This is a genomic window from Prevotella sp. kh1p2 (assembly GCF_900111525.1).
Taxonomy (GTDB): Bacteria; Bacteroidota; Bacteroidia; order Bacteroidales; family Bacteroidaceae; genus Prevotella.
In genome coordinates this window covers 117,805-132,910 of the sequence record NZ_FOHY01000001.1, presented here as the reverse complement: position 1 = coordinate 132,910, position 15,106 = coordinate 117,805, and the positions used below count along the sequence as shown (strand labels likewise).

General features: G+C 55.6%; 11 protein-coding genes. 6 read left to right on the top strand and 5 right to left on the bottom strand.

Annotated elements, in window-relative coordinates; genetic code table 11:
* Positions 1 to 33: 33 nt before the first annotated feature.
* Positions 34 to 1,845, top strand: a complete 1,812-nt coding sequence (locus tag BMW31_RS00590) for a glycoside hydrolase family 2 protein (protein ID WP_091819765.1) — start codon at positions 34 to 36, stop codon at positions 1,843 to 1,845.
* A gap of 331 nt (positions 1,846 to 2,176) precedes the next feature.
* Here the strand turns inward: BMW31_RS00590 and BMW31_RS00585 are convergent, their stop codons facing one another.
* Both BMW31_RS00585 and BMW31_RS00580 read right to left on the bottom strand, forming a co-directional pair.
* On the bottom strand, positions 2,177 to 4,264 hold the full coding sequence (locus BMW31_RS00585) for a glycoside hydrolase family 97 protein (protein ID WP_091819764.1): 2,088 nt from the start codon (positions 4,262 to 4,264) through the stop codon (positions 2,177 to 2,179).
* Between the two features lie 22 nt (positions 4,265 to 4,286).
* Positions 4,287 to 5,036 (bottom strand): response regulator transcription factor, encoded by a 750-nt coding sequence (locus BMW31_RS00580; RefSeq protein WP_143049122.1) that lies wholly within the window; start codon positions 5,034 to 5,036, stop codon positions 4,287 to 4,289.
* A 165-nt stretch (positions 5,037 to 5,201) separates the two neighbouring features.
* On the opposite strand from BMW31_RS00580, the gene BMW31_RS00575 reads away from it, so the two are divergent.
* The gene (locus BMW31_RS00575) at positions 5,202 to 5,849 is read left to right on the top strand and encodes a DUF1349 domain-containing protein (protein ID WP_091819761.1); all 648 of its coding nucleotides are present in this window, start codon (positions 5,202 to 5,204) and stop codon (positions 5,847 to 5,849) included.
* A 92-nt stretch (positions 5,850 to 5,941) separates the two neighbouring features.
* Here the strand turns inward: BMW31_RS00575 and BMW31_RS00570 are convergent, their stop codons facing one another.
* From BMW31_RS00570 to BMW31_RS00560, 3 genes are all read right to left on the bottom strand, one after another.
* Complete coding sequence (locus BMW31_RS00570; protein ID WP_091819758.1) at positions 5,942 to 6,268, bottom strand: hypothetical protein; 327 nt, start codon at positions 6,266 to 6,268, stop codon at positions 5,942 to 5,944.
* 25 nt (positions 6,269 to 6,293) lie between these two features.
* On the bottom strand, positions 6,294 to 6,812 hold the full coding sequence (locus tag BMW31_RS00565) for a hypothetical protein (RefSeq protein ID WP_091819756.1): 519 nt from the start codon (positions 6,810 to 6,812) through the stop codon (positions 6,294 to 6,296).
* A gap of 692 nt (positions 6,813 to 7,504) precedes the next feature.
* Positions 7,505 to 8,068: a flavin reductase family protein gene (locus BMW31_RS00560; protein WP_091819753.1), complete on the bottom strand. Its 564-nt coding sequence runs from the start codon at positions 8,066 to 8,068 to the stop codon at positions 7,505 to 7,507.
* Between the two features lie 724 nt (positions 8,069 to 8,792).
* Between BMW31_RS00560 and BMW31_RS00555 the strand changes: the two genes are divergently transcribed.
* The 4 genes from BMW31_RS00555 to BMW31_RS00540 all read left to right on the top strand — a co-directional run bounded on the left by BMW31_RS00555 (position 8,793) and on the right by BMW31_RS00540 (position 14,866).
* Positions 8,793 to 10,955, top strand: a complete 2,163-nt coding sequence (locus tag BMW31_RS00555; RefSeq protein WP_091820200.1) for a GH92 family glycosyl hydrolase — start codon at positions 8,793 to 8,795, stop codon at positions 10,953 to 10,955.
* A gap of 31 nt (positions 10,956 to 10,986) precedes the next feature.
* Positions 10,987 to 12,471, top strand: coding sequence for a glycoside hydrolase family 125 protein (locus BMW31_RS00550; RefSeq protein ID WP_091819750.1), 1,485 nt, complete (start codon positions 10,987 to 10,989; stop codon positions 12,469 to 12,471).
* Positions 12,472 to 12,553: 82 nt separating this feature from the next.
* Entirely contained in the window at positions 12,554 to 13,831 is a 1,278-nt protein-coding gene (locus tag BMW31_RS00545; RefSeq protein ID WP_091819747.1) for an MFS transporter, read from the top strand.
* Between the two features lie 36 nt (positions 13,832 to 13,867).
* The gene (locus BMW31_RS00540; protein ID WP_091819745.1) at positions 13,868 to 14,866 is read left to right on the top strand and encodes a glycoside hydrolase family 130 protein; all 999 of its coding nucleotides are present in this window, start codon (positions 13,868 to 13,870) and stop codon (positions 14,864 to 14,866) included.
* Positions 14,867 to 15,106 lie beyond the last annotated feature (240 nt).

The window sequence follows — 15,106 nt, the reverse complement described above, 5'->3', positions numbered from 1 at the left end:
GACAGTTAACCGGAACAACCCAAATACAAAAATATGAAGCAGACTTTTATTACTATGCTGCTGCTTATGGCCCTGCAGGCCCACGGGCAGACACCGCGGGCCGAGTATCCGCGGCCGCAATTCGAGCGCGAAGCATGGCAGAACCTGAACGGGAGCTGGTCGTACAGCTTCGACTTCGGCCAGACCGGCGAGGAAAAACAGTGGCAGAACAAGAGCCGTTTCGATGCAAACATCACCGTGCCCTTCTGCCCCGAGAGCAAGCTGTCGGGCGTTCAGCACACCGACTTCATCAATGCCATCTGGTATCAGCGGCCACTCAGCGTTCCTGCTGACTGGCAGGGCAAGCGCGTCTTGCTGCATTTCGGCGCCGCCGACTATGAGACCCACGTCTACATCGAAGGCCAACAGGTGGGCACCCACTACGGCAGCGGCTCCTCGTTCACGTTCGACATCACCCCGTATGTTCAGGGTCAGCAGGCCCACAACCTCGTTGTACAGGTAAAGGACAACCTGCGCAGCCGCCTCCAGACAGGCGGCAAGCAGTGCCTGCAGCTGCACTCTAACGGCTGCATGTACACCCGCACCACGGGCATCTGGCAAACCGTGTGGATGGAAGCGGTTGCACCGGAAGGGCTGGAGTCGGTCTTTGCCGTGCCCGACATCGACCGGCAGCAGCTCGTTATCCGTCCTCGCTTCTACCGCGAGAATGCCGGCAACCGGCTTGTAGTGAAGCTCACCGATGGCCATCGCACCGTGGCAACGCAGAGCGTGGCCTGCAGCAACGGCGCCACCGTTGTGCTGCCGGTCAGGCGGATGAAGCTGTGGAGCCCCGAGTCGCCCTTCCTTTACGGCCTGACGTACGAGGTCGAGAGCGGCGGAAAGGTGATTGACCGCGTCAGCTCCTATGCCGGCATGCGCAAGGTGCACGTCAGCGGCGGCTATTTCTACCTCAACAACCGGCCTTACTTCCAGCGTCTGGTGCTCGACCAGGGCTTTTATCCCGACGGTATATGGACCGCTCCGAGCGACGAAGCCTTGAAGCGCGACATCCAACTGGCCAAGGCAGCGGGCTTTAACGGTGCCCGCCTGCACCAGAAGAGCTTCGAGGAGCGTTACTACTACTGGGCCGACAGGCTGGGATACCTTACCTGGAGCGAGTCGGCAAGCTGGGGTCTGGACGTGAACAGCAACGAGGCAGCGCGCAACTTCATCAGCGAATGGACCGAATTAGTTGAGCGCGACCGCAACCATCCGTCGATAGTAACGTGGACGCCCTTTAACGAGACGTGGGACAGTAACGGCTCCGGCGTGTACAACCGCATGGTAGCAGACGTGTACCGGCTTACCCACGCCATTGACGGAACGCGCCCCGTGAACGATGCGAGCGGTGATGGGCACGTGAAGACCGATATCTGGACGGTGCACAACTACGAGCGCAACCCGCAGAAACTCATTGCAGACTTCACCTTCAAGCCCGGCACCGAGCCTTACCGCAACGAGCCCAAGAAACCCTGGCTGGCCCGCTACGAGGGACAGCCGTACATGGTCGACGAGTTCGGAGGCCTGCCCTGGATACGCGAATCGGAGCGAAGTACGTCGTGGGGATATGGCGACAACATCAATACTATGGACGACTTCTACCGCATCTTGCAGGCAGAAGTGGAGGCGCTCAAGGCCAGCAAGCACGTTGTAGGCTTCTGTTACACCCAGCTAACGGACGTAGAACAGGAGAAGAACGGCATCTATTACTACGACCGTTCGTCCAAGTTCGACATCGACCGCATACGGAAGATATTTGAAAGCATACCTTCCTACATCGCCAATCCGGCGGATTTGAGCTACTGACACAAACCGGCAAGGCCGGGGAAACACATCCCCGGCCTTGCCGTTCATCTGCCTCAAAGAGCCTGTAGTGGAGCTGCATTCCTAAGCCCCGGGCTTATCAGAAACTTTGTCTGTTCGCAGTCGCCTTGTCGGAGCTGTCATTCAAGGCGCTTGAAGCTATCCTTCAAGGCCGTTGAAGCTATCGTTCAAGCCGCTTGAAGCATAGCTTCAGGAAAGCGGAAAGATGCAGAAGGCGGAAACGATTGTGCCTCAACGAGTTACAGTTCGTCTCTGCCCGAAGCCGCCGGCGCCTGCTTCATGCCCGCTTGTGGCAGCATCCGGCCCCCCGCGTTTACAGGGGGAAGATGCTGATAGCCCATCCGCCGGCCTGCACGGCGCGCAGGTTGAGGCGCGTCTTGCTGTTCACCTTCTGCCTGCGGATGGTGTAGCTGGTGGGGTTCTGCTGCCAGCTGGCATCCTTACCGTCGGCATAGATGGTGGCCATGTACTGCTTGCCGGGCGTCAGGAAATCGAGCTTGAGGGCCGACTTGTGGGCCTTTTCGCCCGCTACACTGCCCACAAACCAGTTCTGGGTGCCCTTGGCCCTGCGGGCGATGGTGATGTACTGGCCCGGTTCAGCTTCCAGGTAGCGCGACTCGTCCCAGTCAACGGCCACGTCCTTGATGAACTGGAAGGCGTCCAGATGTTTCTCGTAGTTCTCCGGAAGGTCGGCAGCCATCTGCAGCGGGCTATAGAGAGTAACGTAGAGTGCCAGCTGGTTGCAGATGGTAGCTATCACGTGGGCGTGGTTCTCGGGGTTTACGTTCTCCAGGTTCATCTCGAACAGGCCCGGCGTATAGTCCATGGGGCCTCCCTGCAGGCGCGTGAAGGGCAGTATGGTTACGTGCTTGGGCTGGCATCCTTCTGATGCCTGGAACTCCGTTCCGCGTGCACTCTCGTTGCCAATCATGTTGGGCCAGGTGCGGCAGAGGCCCGTGGGGCGCACTGCTTCGTGCCCGTTCACCATCAGATGGTGGCGGGCAGCCTCGGTGACGGCGTAGTGGTAGTGGTTAATCATCCACTGGTCGGTGTGCCGTCCGCCGTTGGGGAAGATGTAGCCCACGTAGCCGCTCTTCACCGCATCGTAGCCGTTGCGCTCCGCGAAGGTGTAGGCAGCCTCCATCCGGCGCTCGTAGTTGGCCACCGAAGCCGAGGTTTCGTGGTGCATCATGAGCTTCATGCCGTGCGCGTTGGCGTACTGCTGCAGCGCCGGAACATCGAAGTCGGGGTACGAAAGGGTAAAACTGTAGTTGTTGTCCTTCTGCCAGCTGTCCTCCCAACCTTGGTTCCAGCCTTCCACCAGCAGCTCCTGGAAGCCGTGGCGGCTGGCGAAGTCGATGTATCTTTTTACGTTCTCGTTGTTTGCCCCGTGGCGTCCGCTGGGCTTGATTTTTGTGAAATCGGTTTCTCCTATTGTCACCGGCTGGTACTCTCCGTAGCTCCACGTGCTCTTGCCGGTTATCATCTCCCACCACACTCCCATGTACTTGATGGGGTGAATCCAGCTGGTGTCCTCAATCTTGCAGGGCTCGTTGAGGTTCAGAATGAGCCTCGAGGCCAGCATCTTGCGGGCATCATCCACCACCATGACCGTGCGCCAGGGCGTTTTAGCTGGGCATCGGAGATAGGCCTTGCGGCCTTTGGAGTCGGGGGTGAGCCACGATTCCAGCACCATATTGGTGTCGTCGAGGTTCAGGTGCATGCTTGAGTAGTCGATGCAGGCTGCCTCGTGAATGTTCAGATACAGCCCGTCGTCGGTCTTGAGCAGCAGAGCAGTCTGCAAGCCTGTGGGCGAGAAGCCCTCCTGACATGCGTTGGGCGTGCGTGCCTTGGCCGAAAGACGGCGCACGTCCGACAGCCTCGAGACCGTGTACTCATACTCATCGGTGTCGTAATCGCCGGGAATCCAGTAGGCGATGTGGTCACCCGTGAGGGCAAACTGCGTGTGTTCCTCCTTCACAATCACGTTATCAAGCCCCTGTTGGCGTGGCAGTTCGTAGCGCAGACCTATGCCCTCGTCGTACACTCTGAACCTGATGACGATGCTGCGGGCCGTGGCAGGCTGCCTGATTTCGGCTTCCAGCTCGTTGTAATGGTTGCGTATGCGGCTCTCCTCGCCCCAAACGGGCTGCCAGGTCTCGTCGAACGTCGATGTCCGTACGGCCCCCAGCTCGAACCCATCCATCAAACTGGGCCAGTTCTGGAGCTCCAGTCCCAGACTCGAAGGCTTGATGACAGCCCGCCCCTTGTAGCTCATCTCGTAGGTGGGGCGGCCGTTCAGGATGTAAAACTGCAGCTCTACGTTGCCGTCGGGCGACTTGATGCCCGCTGCCAGGGCCGTGAGCGGCAGGAGCAAAAGCAGCATGAAAAGTTTGCGCATGGTGTTGTCAGTATGTTTGGTTTTAAATAATTCGGAGTTCCTTTGCCGTCCGGCAGGCCTCAATAGAGTTGCCCGCATGCAGCTTCTCGAGTATGTTTTGGCGGTGGCGGTTCACAGTGTTCACGCTGATAGACAGCATGCCGGCTATCTCCTTGCTTGACTTGCCCTGCTCGATGAGGCGCAGCACGCTCGTTTCTCGGTTGCTCAAGATGGCTGTATAGTCGTTTTCGGTCAGCCTGATGACCTCTCCGTTGGTGTTGTTACGGATGATGGCGTCGCCTTTCCCCTCCGTTCCAAAGCTGTAGAGGCACAACGCCAGCCAGATGTCCCGGTCGTTGGTGTTGCAGTAAAAGATGCGATGAGTAACGGCATGATAGGTTCCCGACGCGTCTGCCATCCGCAGGCAACTCTCCAGCGAGTAACCGGAAGGGTCGCCGGAGCAGTCCTTTTTCGCGTACTGAAAGAACTTGAGCTCCTGCAGTTGCTTGGCAATAAGGTCGTCGGGGTGCACATGCGAGAGGATTTCTTCTTCCCAGATGCTCTCTATCCGGTGGTGAGTGCCGCGCCCGGCGATGCCGAGAAACTCGCCCATAGCGCCGTAGTAGATGTGGCTCACGCGCCCGTTGAGATTGCTCAGCACGGCTATGCCGTTCTCTACTGCGGCAAAGCAGCGGGCCAGGGTCATGTATTCAGTCTCCATTCTGCCGGCATCGTGGCCCTGCCGGAACTGCTGATGAGAGAACTCCTCATCAAGTTTGGTGTTGATGTTCATGAATACCAAAATGGTTATTATTCAGTATTGCCGGTGTTGAAAAAGTTGATTAACTTTGCACCGGATAAGCATTAGAGCCCTGCAAGGCCCGTTTCGTTCAAGCCGGGGCCATGCAAAGATAAGCAAAAAATCTGATAGCAACCTAATTGTAACACAATAAAGAAGATGAAAAAGATGATGATGACCGCCCTGCTAACTGCCCTTACGCTGACAGCAGGAGCACAAAGTTTGGAGAAAATGCAGTGGTTCAACGAACCTGCTTCATGGAAAATGGACGGCAACAAACTGGAGATGGACGTGCCGGCACACTGCGATTACTGGCGCATCAGCCACTACGGGTTCACTGTAGACGATGCTCCGTTCTACTACACCACCTACGGCGGCGAGTTTGAAGCTAAGGTTCGCATCAGCGGCGACTATAAAGTACGCTTCGACCAGGCCTGCCTCATGATTCGTATTGATAAGGAGAACTACCTCAAAACGGGCATAGAATACGTTGACGGGAAGTACCATTTGAGCTGCGTTGTTACCCATCACACCAGCGACTGGAGCGTAATAGAGCTCGACAAGCCCGTTGACAACCTCTGGATTAAGGCCGTTCGCCGTCTGGATGCCATAGAGATATTCTACTCGTTCGATGACAAGAACTACACGCTTATGCGCAATTGCTGGATGCAGGACAATACTCCGGTGCAGGTGGGTCTGGCTGCCGCCTGCCCCGATGGTGAGGGTTTCAAGGCCCGGTTCGATAACTTTACGGTCAAGCACCTGCCCGACCAGCGCCGTCTGGAGTGGCTGGAACGCAACAAATAAGATGATGTGGCGGCCTTGGTGCCTGCAGATAACAAAAGGGGATGCGTTGTTTTACGCATCCCCTTTTTGTTTTTCAGCCTACAGGAGCCTTCTTACTGCTCTTTCAGATAGGCCACCAAGGCAGGGTGAGCCGCCAACGTATTGTTGAAGATCTGTGGCTTTATCTCTTCTATTACAAAGTGGCGGCCTTTCCACTCCACGCCATCGCCGACCTTGTACTCGGCATTGAAGCGCTCCATCTGGCGTGCGCAGCGCTCAGAAACGTCGAAGAAAATCATCCGGACACTGCCATCAGAGAACTCCTCGAACTTAGGCGTGAACTTTCCATAGTTGATGTGATGCCATGTACCGACAATAATGGCCACAATGAGAATGACAATTATCGCGATGCCAAGATACATATACGTTTCGTATTCCATATAACTTGTTTAGCTTAAAAGAACCTTACTTGCTCTTGTACTTGTTTATTCCCCAGTTTGCATAGCGCTGCAGGTTCTTCTCCATGACATCACCCTGCGTGAACTCGGTCCAGTAATAGTTGCCCATTGATATGCCCAGCACGCCGCACTCTATACATACACTCTTCTGCATCTTGCCATAATCGAAGAGAACATTCTCGAAGGGAACGCGCTGCTCCTTGCCGTCAATGACAAAGCCGATGCCGTCTTCGTAGATGCGCACTTCGGTGAAGAGCTGCTTCTTGCGCCAAATCATGAACGTACCGATGGCAAGTAGAATGGATATATATATAAATCCGTTGATTAAGAAGTTAACCATACTCGTTACCCAGTCCACGTGCATAGACTCGGCAAAGCCTGTCATGGCCTGCTGCACGGCCGGAATGCGGGTTACAATGTACACTGCCAGAAACGCAACCCAGCCTTGGATAACACCTTTCCACTTGCCTTTGCCTTCGTAGGAACTCATGTTAAGCTGGTGCGAAGATACTAAATTTTCTTCCATGATAAGTTATTCGATTTGATGATTAATGCTGCAAAAATAATATAAAAAAGTGGAACAGGCAAGTAATATGTATGAAAAAGAAGTCTTGGAAACCGAAGTTGGAAGCCTGCTGCATGTTTCCTGCTGGCTTGCTACTTATTTTTAAAGACAGAGTAACAGAGTAATTTTTCAACTGTTACGGACCTGTTGAATGACAGGACTGGGCAAGCAACGGTTTACATGAAGGCAAACCGGTATCTTCCACTTAGTAAAATGAGGCGGAGGAGGGGATGACCAGGTAGCAAAGATTAGTCATGCAGCTTAAGATATCATCCCCTCCTAACCTCCCCTTTCTAAGGGGAGGAACCGTTGGCGCCTATCTGCTGGAAACTGAAAACAATCAGTCAACGGATAAGCATCAGGCAAACTGGTATCCTCCCCTTGGAAAGGGGAGGCGGAGGAGGGGATGACCAAATAGCAGGTATTCGCAAAGAGACGGGGCAAATCATCCCCTCCTAACCTGTGAATTGTGAATTGTGAATTGTGAATTAGCAGCTTGCTGCTTGCAAAATCATCCCCTCCTAACCTCCCCTTTCTAAGGGGAGGAACCGTTATTGCAGGTTTCCAGTTGAGAGACCTCTGATTTTTTAAGACAGAACAGCAGCGTATTCAGTCAGTTGCTGCAGGCAGTCAGTGAGGGGGAGAGGGTGCTGTTATTCCAGCGCCTTGCCCTCTCGCCAGGCTTTGCCCACGCGTTCGCCCACCACGTAGTAGTCGCCACGGAACTGGTCGAACACCAAGGCATGGAGCAGGGCGGGGTCTACGCGGCCGCCGGTCATCACGCGCTCGTCGGCACTTACGTTCTTTATTTCGCCGTAAAAATGAGGTCCGTCGTTCTCGTTGCTGTCGAACACGAGCTCACACTCTAACGTTACGGGGAACTCCTCGATAACGGGCGCGTCAACGAACTTGCTCTTCACGGCGTGCATGCCGGTACGCTCAAACTTATCGGGCGTATCGTTGCCGCTGGCAATGCCAAACCAGTCGGCCTCCCGCATGTGCTCGCGGTCGGCAATGCTCACCGTGAACGCCTTGCGCAAACGCAGGTTCTTGGTCGTTTGATGGTCGGCATCAAGGTTCAGGGCCACCAGTTTGTTGGCGCAGATGCCGCCCCACGCCATGTTCATTACGTCCACCTTACCCTCTCGGTCGTAGGTGGCAATCATCAGTACCGGCATCGGAAACAGGTACGGTTTTACTCCTAAGTCTTTTCTCATAACGTATAATGGTTTTAGAAAGCGCTGCCCGTACAGCCCCGGGGCAGTGCATGAGCGGGGCTGAAAGAGCCCCGGCGCATTGTGCAAATATAGCTTTTTATTCTGAATGCGGCAAGAAAAACGACCCTTTTCATCATCCCCGCGGGCCAAACTTGCGGCCCCCTGCCAAAGCCCCTGCCAGCGGGGGTTGCGAAAGAGCTATCGGTCAAGGCGCTTGAAGGATAGGTTCGGGCGCCTTGAAGGGTATGTTCAAGCACCTTGAATCTATCCTTCGGAAAACAGGGAGCTGCCGACTGCCGATGCCGGAGCAGTTAATTCACAATTCATAATTCACAATTCAGAGGTTGAGAGGGGTGTGTGTGTTGCTGCATCTTCACTGTTTCCTGCCACATGGTCATCCCCTCCTCCGCCTCCCCTTTCCAAGGGGAGGATACCAGTTTGCCTGATGTTTATTCTTTAACTGATAGTTTTTAGTTGTCAGCAGATAGATGCCAACGTTTCCTCCCCTTAGAAAGGGGAGGTTAGGAGGGGATGATTTTGCAAGCAACAAGCGTTCTACCACCGGTACCGAGGCACCTTCCGGCCCTGCCGGACGGGGCACCACAGGCCGCAATTAGCATATTTTAATGATAATTGTTAAGGAGTGCAACCGCTCGTTTGCCTATTTTTTGTACCTTTGTAACTGAATAGCAGAAATCAAATTATCTACAAGTTGTACCTTAAAATGAAGTTTAAAACGAAACTGTTGATGGCCTGTGCGGCCATGTCTTGGGTCGTTTCGGGCGTCGGAGCGGCCGAGGGCGACCTCACGAAGTACGTAAATCCCTGGATTGGAACAGGCGGCCATGGCCACGTCTTTCTGGGTGCAAACGTGCCCTTCGGCTACGTTCAGCTGGGCCCTACGGAGCACACCCGCGGCTGGGACTGGTGCTCGGGCTACCACATCAGCGACTCCGTGCTCATAGGCTTCGGCCATCAGCACCTCAGCGGAACGGGTATAGGCGACCTGGGCGACTTCGCCTTCCTGCCCGTTGCCAATAAAGAACAAAAGGAAATCAGGTTCTCGCACGCCAGCGAGACCGTAAGCCCCGGCTACTACGCTATCAAGCTGGGCCGGCCCAACGTGTTTGTGGAGCTAACGGCCACCAAGAGGGCCGGCTTCCATCGCTATACCTACGGCGCCAATACGGCCGAAGGGCTCATCGCCATCAACCTGAACCAGGGCATAGGATGGGACAAGATGACGAGCTGCAAGCTCAATGTAGAGGGCGCCACAACGGTTTCCGGCTTCCGCATGTCGACCGGATGGGCCAAGAACCAGCAGGACTTCTTCGTCGCAGAGTTCTCTAAACCCGTTACGCTTGTGGAGAGCAACGACAGCGTAGGTGTGTTCTCGTTCCGCAACGACGGCCAGCCGCTGCTCGTAAAGGTGGGCCTCTCGGCCGTTAGTGTTGAGAACGCAAAGGCCAACCTGCAGGCCGAGATACCCGCGTGGGACTTCAACAAGACCGTTACAGAAGCCCGGCAGGCCTGGAACAAGGAACTGGGCAAAATCTCAATCGAGACCAAGAACGATACCGACCGCACCATCTTCTACACCGCCTTGTACCACACCATGACGGCACCGTCGGTGTTCAGCGACGTGAACGGCCAGTACCGGGGCGCCGACGGCAAGGTTTACAGCGCCCGGTTTACCAACTACACCACCTTCTCTCTGTGGGATACGTACCGCGCGGCGCATCCGCTGATGACGCTCATACACCCCGAGAAGCAGGCCGACATAGCCCAGACGATGCTCAACATCTGCCAACAGCAGGGCAAACTGCCCGTGTGGCACCTCATGGGAAACGAGACCGACTGCATGGTGGGCAACCCCGGGGTGAGCGTGCTGGCCGACCTCGTGCTCAAAGGATACGTGAAGGACAAGGCTGCGGCCTTTGAGGCAATGAAGAAATCGGCCATGCTCGACGAGCGCGGAATGAAGGAACTCAAGCAGTACGGCTACATCCCGTTCGACGTGGCCAATACGCCCGAGACCGTATCCAAGAGCCTCGAGTACGCCATTGCTGATGCCGGAATAGCCAAAGTGGCACGTCTGCTGGGCCGGAAGGACGACTACACGTACTTCTACAACCGCAGCCAGTGCTACCGCAAGTTCTTTGACAAGCAGACGGAGTTCATGCGCGGGCTCGACAGTAAAGGTCGTTTCCGCGAGCCGTTCAATCCCTTTAAGTCGGCCCACATAGCCGACGACTACACCGAAGGCAACGCCTGGCAGTACACCTGGCTCGTTCCGCACGACGTGCACGGGCTGGTGAGCCTCTTCCCATCGGAGCAGGCATTCGTCAACAAGCTCGATTCGCTCTTCATCGTAGAGGGCGATTTGGGCGCCGAGGCATCGCCCGACATCTCCGGACTCATAGGTCAGTACGCCCACGGCAATGAACCCAGCCACCATGTTGTGTACCTATACAACTACGTGGGGCAGCCCTGGAAGGCCGCACCGCTGCTGCGCAAAATCTTCGGCGAGCAGTACAAGAACAGTGCCGACGGCCTTTCGGGCAACGAGGACGTGGGCCAGATGTCGGCCTGGTATGTCATTTCAACGATGGGCCTGTATCAGGTAGAGCCCGCGGGCGGCAAGTTCGTCTTCGGCTCTCCGCTCTTCGACGAGGCCCGCATGCAGGTTGCCGGCGGCAAGACCTTCACCATCCGCGCCCTGAACAACAGCGACCGGAACATCTACATACAGCGCGTGAAGCTGAACGGGCGCAACTACACCAAGTCATATATCAACTATGCCGACATCGAAAAGGGCGGAACGCTGGAGTTCACTATGGGCAGCAAGCCCTCCAAGTTCGGTACGGCAAAGAGCGACAGACCATAAAGACCTATTAAATATGAATACATCGGTAACAATGAAATCAGTGATTCTGGGTGCCGGCTTGCTGCTTTGCGGCGTCTCCGCGGCACAGGCACAGGCCAACAAGACCCAGAAGGAGTTTGGAAAAGAGTACATCAAGGCCATTGCAGTGAGCACGGCATACGTGTCGAAGCGCCCTGCCGAGGAGGACAGACTGTTCCGCTCGGAGGCCATAGAGAAAGAAATCAGGCGCGTGAAGAAGCTGCTCAAGGACACTCCTTACCTGGCCTGGATGTTCGAGAACTGCTTCCCCAACACCCTCGACACCACCGTTCACTACGAAGAAGACGCCCAGGGCAACCCCGATACGTTTGTTTACACGGGCGACATACACGCCATGTGGGGCCGCGACTCCGGCGCGCAGGTTTATCCCTACGTAAAACTGGCCAACAAGGACAAGAACCTCAAGAAGATGATTGCAGGCGTTATCATGCGCCAGTTCAGGAATATAGTCTTCGATCCTTATGCAAACGCCTTCAACAGATACCCCAACCCGAACGGCGAATGGATGAAAGACAAGACCGACATGAAGCCCGAACTGCACGAACGCAAGTACGAGATAGACTCGCTCTGCTATCCGCTGCGCCTTGCCTACGAGTATTGGAAGGTTACGGGCGATACGAGCATCTTCGGCGATGAGTGGCTGCAGGTGGTGCAGAGCGTGCTCCGCACCTTCCGCGAGCAGCAGCGCAAGAACGGCACAGGGCCCTACAGGTTTGCCCGAGTGACCGACCGGCAGCTCGATACCGTGAGCAACGACGGTCTGGGTAATCCCGTGAAACCCTGCGGACTGATAGCTTCGGTGTTCCGTCCGTCGGACGATGCCACCACGTTTCTCTTCCTCGTTCCGTCCAACTTCATGGCAGTAACCACCCTGAACAAGGCTGCAGAGGTGCTGAATGCCGTCAACCACCGCGCTGACCTGGCCAAGGAGTGCACCGACCTGGCAGCAGAAGTAAAGACGGCCCTGCAGAAGTACGCCGTTGTTAACCATCCCAAGTACGGCCGGATTTATGCTTTTGAGGTCGACGGGTTCGGCAATCAGCTCCTCATGGATGATGCCAACGTGCCCAGCTTGCTTGCCATGCCGTATCTGGGCGATGTAGACGTAAACGACCCCGTTTACCAGAACACCCGCCGCTTCGTATGGAGTGAGGACAATCCTTACTTCTTCAAGGGCAAGGCAGGTGAAGGTATAGGCGGTCCGCACATTGGTTACGACATGCCGTGGCCCATGAGCATCATGATGAGAGCTTTCACTTCAAAGGACGATAACGAGATTAAGCAGTGCATCCAGATGCTGATGGACACCGACGCAGGCACAGGCGTCATCCACGAATCGTTCAACAAGGACAACGCATCCAACTATACACGCCCCTGGTTTGCCTGGCAGAACACCCTCTTCGGCGAGCTTATACTCAAGCTGGTCAATGAAGGAAAGGCCGACCTGCTGAACTCCTGCAAGAAGGAAGCTAAATAAACATAACTTTAGTAAGCCCGACTTTCATGGTTCCTTTTAAGTAGCGGACTAAGAAAGTCGGGCTTTTCAAGATACAAAAGTAATGAATAACATAGAAAAGAACACGAAAGTGAGCCCCGTGGCGTGGGTTCCCACGCTCTATTTTGCTATGGGAATGCCTTTTGTGGTGCTCAATATGGTGTGCACGCTGATGTACAAAGGCATGGGTGTAAGCGACACGCAGATAGCCTTCTGGACCTCGCTCATCATGTTCCCCTGGACGTTGAAGCCCCTCTGGAGCCCCTTTCTGGAGATGTACAAGACCAAGAAATTCTTCGTGGTGCTTACTCAGATGCTCACCGGAGTGATGTTCGCGCTCGTGGCTTTTGCCCTCCATCTGCCCAACTTCTTTGCAGTTACCATCGCCCTGCTGGCCGTCATCGCCCTGAGTGGTGCCACCCACGACATTGCAGCCGACGGTACGTACATGTCGGTGCTCTCCAACGAGGAGCAGGCCAAGTGGATTGGATGGCAAGGAGCGTTCTATAACATCGCCAAGATTGCCGCCACCGGCGGACTGGTTTACCTGGCCGGAACGTTCATCAAGCACTTTGGAGTGACCCAGGCGTGGATGATTATCATGCTCATCATTGGCATCATCATGGTTGTGTTGGGCTGTTACCACTTCTTCATCCTGCCCACCGACGGCAAGAAAGCCGTGGAGGGAAAGACGCTGAAGGAGTCGCTTGCCGAGCTGTGGAGCGTGTTCGCCGACTTCTTTCGCAAGAAGCACATCTGGTACTACATCGCCTTTATCATCCTGTACCGCTTTGCCGAGGGCTTTGTAATGAAGATTGTGCCCCTGTTCCTCAAGGCTCCGCGGGCCCAGCAGGGCCTCGGACTGAGCGAGCAGGAGATTGGTTTGCTCTACGGAACGTTCGGAGCAGCGGCCTTCGTCGTAGGTTCCATCCTCGCAGGCTATTACATCGCGCGGCGCGGACTGCAGAAGAGCCTCTTCTCCTTGGCCCTGGTGTTCAACCTGCCTTTCGTGGCCTACACCCTTCTGGCTCTCTATCAACCCCAGAGTCTGCCGCTTATCGGCTCGGGAATCGTACTCGAATACTTCGGCTACGGCTTCGGTTTCGTGGGCCTCACGCTGTTCATGATGCAGCAGATAGCCCCCGGCGCGCACCAGATGAGCCACTACGCGTTCGCCAGCGGCATCATGAATCTGGGCGTCATGCTGCCCGGCATGATGAGCGGAGCCGTGAGCGATGCCCTCGGCTACAGGCACTTCTTCGTCTTCGTGCTCTTCTGCACCATCCCTGCTCTGCTCATTACGTGGTTCGTACCCTTTACTTATCCCGACAAGAAGCAGTAGAAACAAGACCTTACAACTATTTTAACATCATAACGTATGAGTAAATTAATCATTCAGGGGCAGCCCTTACCCAACATGCCTTGGGAGGAGCGACCCGACGGCGAGCGCAATGTCATGTGGCGTTGCAGTGCCAATCCCATCATTCCCCGCGACCTGCTGCCCACCAGCAACAGCATCTTCAACAGCGCCGTGGTACCCTTCGGCAACGGCTATGCAGGCGTTTTCCGCTGCGATGACACCAATCGGCGCATGGTGCTGCATGTAGGTTTCTCGGCCGATGGCCTGAAGTGGAACATCAACGAGCAGCCTTTGCGCTTTGAGTGCGATAACGACGAGATTGGCAAGTGGGTGTACGGATATGACCCACGCGTATGTTTTATCGACGACAGGTACTACGTCACCTGGTGCAACGGCTACTACGGACCCACCATCGGCGTAGCCTGGACGAAGGACTTCGAGACCTTCCACCAGCTCGAAAACGCCTTCCTGCCCTATAACCGCAACGGAGTGCTCTTCCCAAAGAAGATTAACGGCAATTTCGCCATGCTGAGTCGCCCGTCCGATACGGGCCATACGCCCTTCGGCGACATCTTCTACAGCGAGAGCCCCGACATGGAGTTCTGGGGCCTCCACCGCCATGTAATGAGCCCGGCAGCCTTCGAAGAGAGCGCCTGGCAGTGCATGAAGATAGGCGCCGGACCCGTTCCAATCGAGACGAGCGAGGGCTGGCTGCTCTTTTACCACGGCGTGCTGCGCAGTTGCAACGGCTATGTGTACAGCTTCGGGTCGGCTTTGCTCGACCTCGAACAGCCCTGGAAGCCCATCTACCGCTCCGGTCCGTACCTCATCTCACCGCAGAAACAGTACGAACTTACGGGCGATGTGCCCAACGTTTGCTTCCCTTGTGCCGAGCTGCATGACCCGGCAACGGGCCGCGTAGCCGTGTACTACGGTTGTGCCGACACCGTTACGGGACTAGCCTTCGGCTACATACCCGAGATTATCGAGTGGACCCGCAAGACCAGCATTATCTGACACGCCCTTTCCTGCAATCTCCGCCTCCCGCCCGGAAGCGGAGATTGCCGTTTTATACCACATCACCTACCATCCAAGAACTATCACCCGGGAACTTTTGACAAGTGTCGCACGACCATGTGACACCTGTCGAACAATCGTGCGACACTTGTCAAAAGTTCCCGAAAGATAGGTATTGGGCGGTAGCTAAGGATTCTCAGCACCCCATTTGCAGGCTCTGGAAAGTTTCTTTTCTGTCAA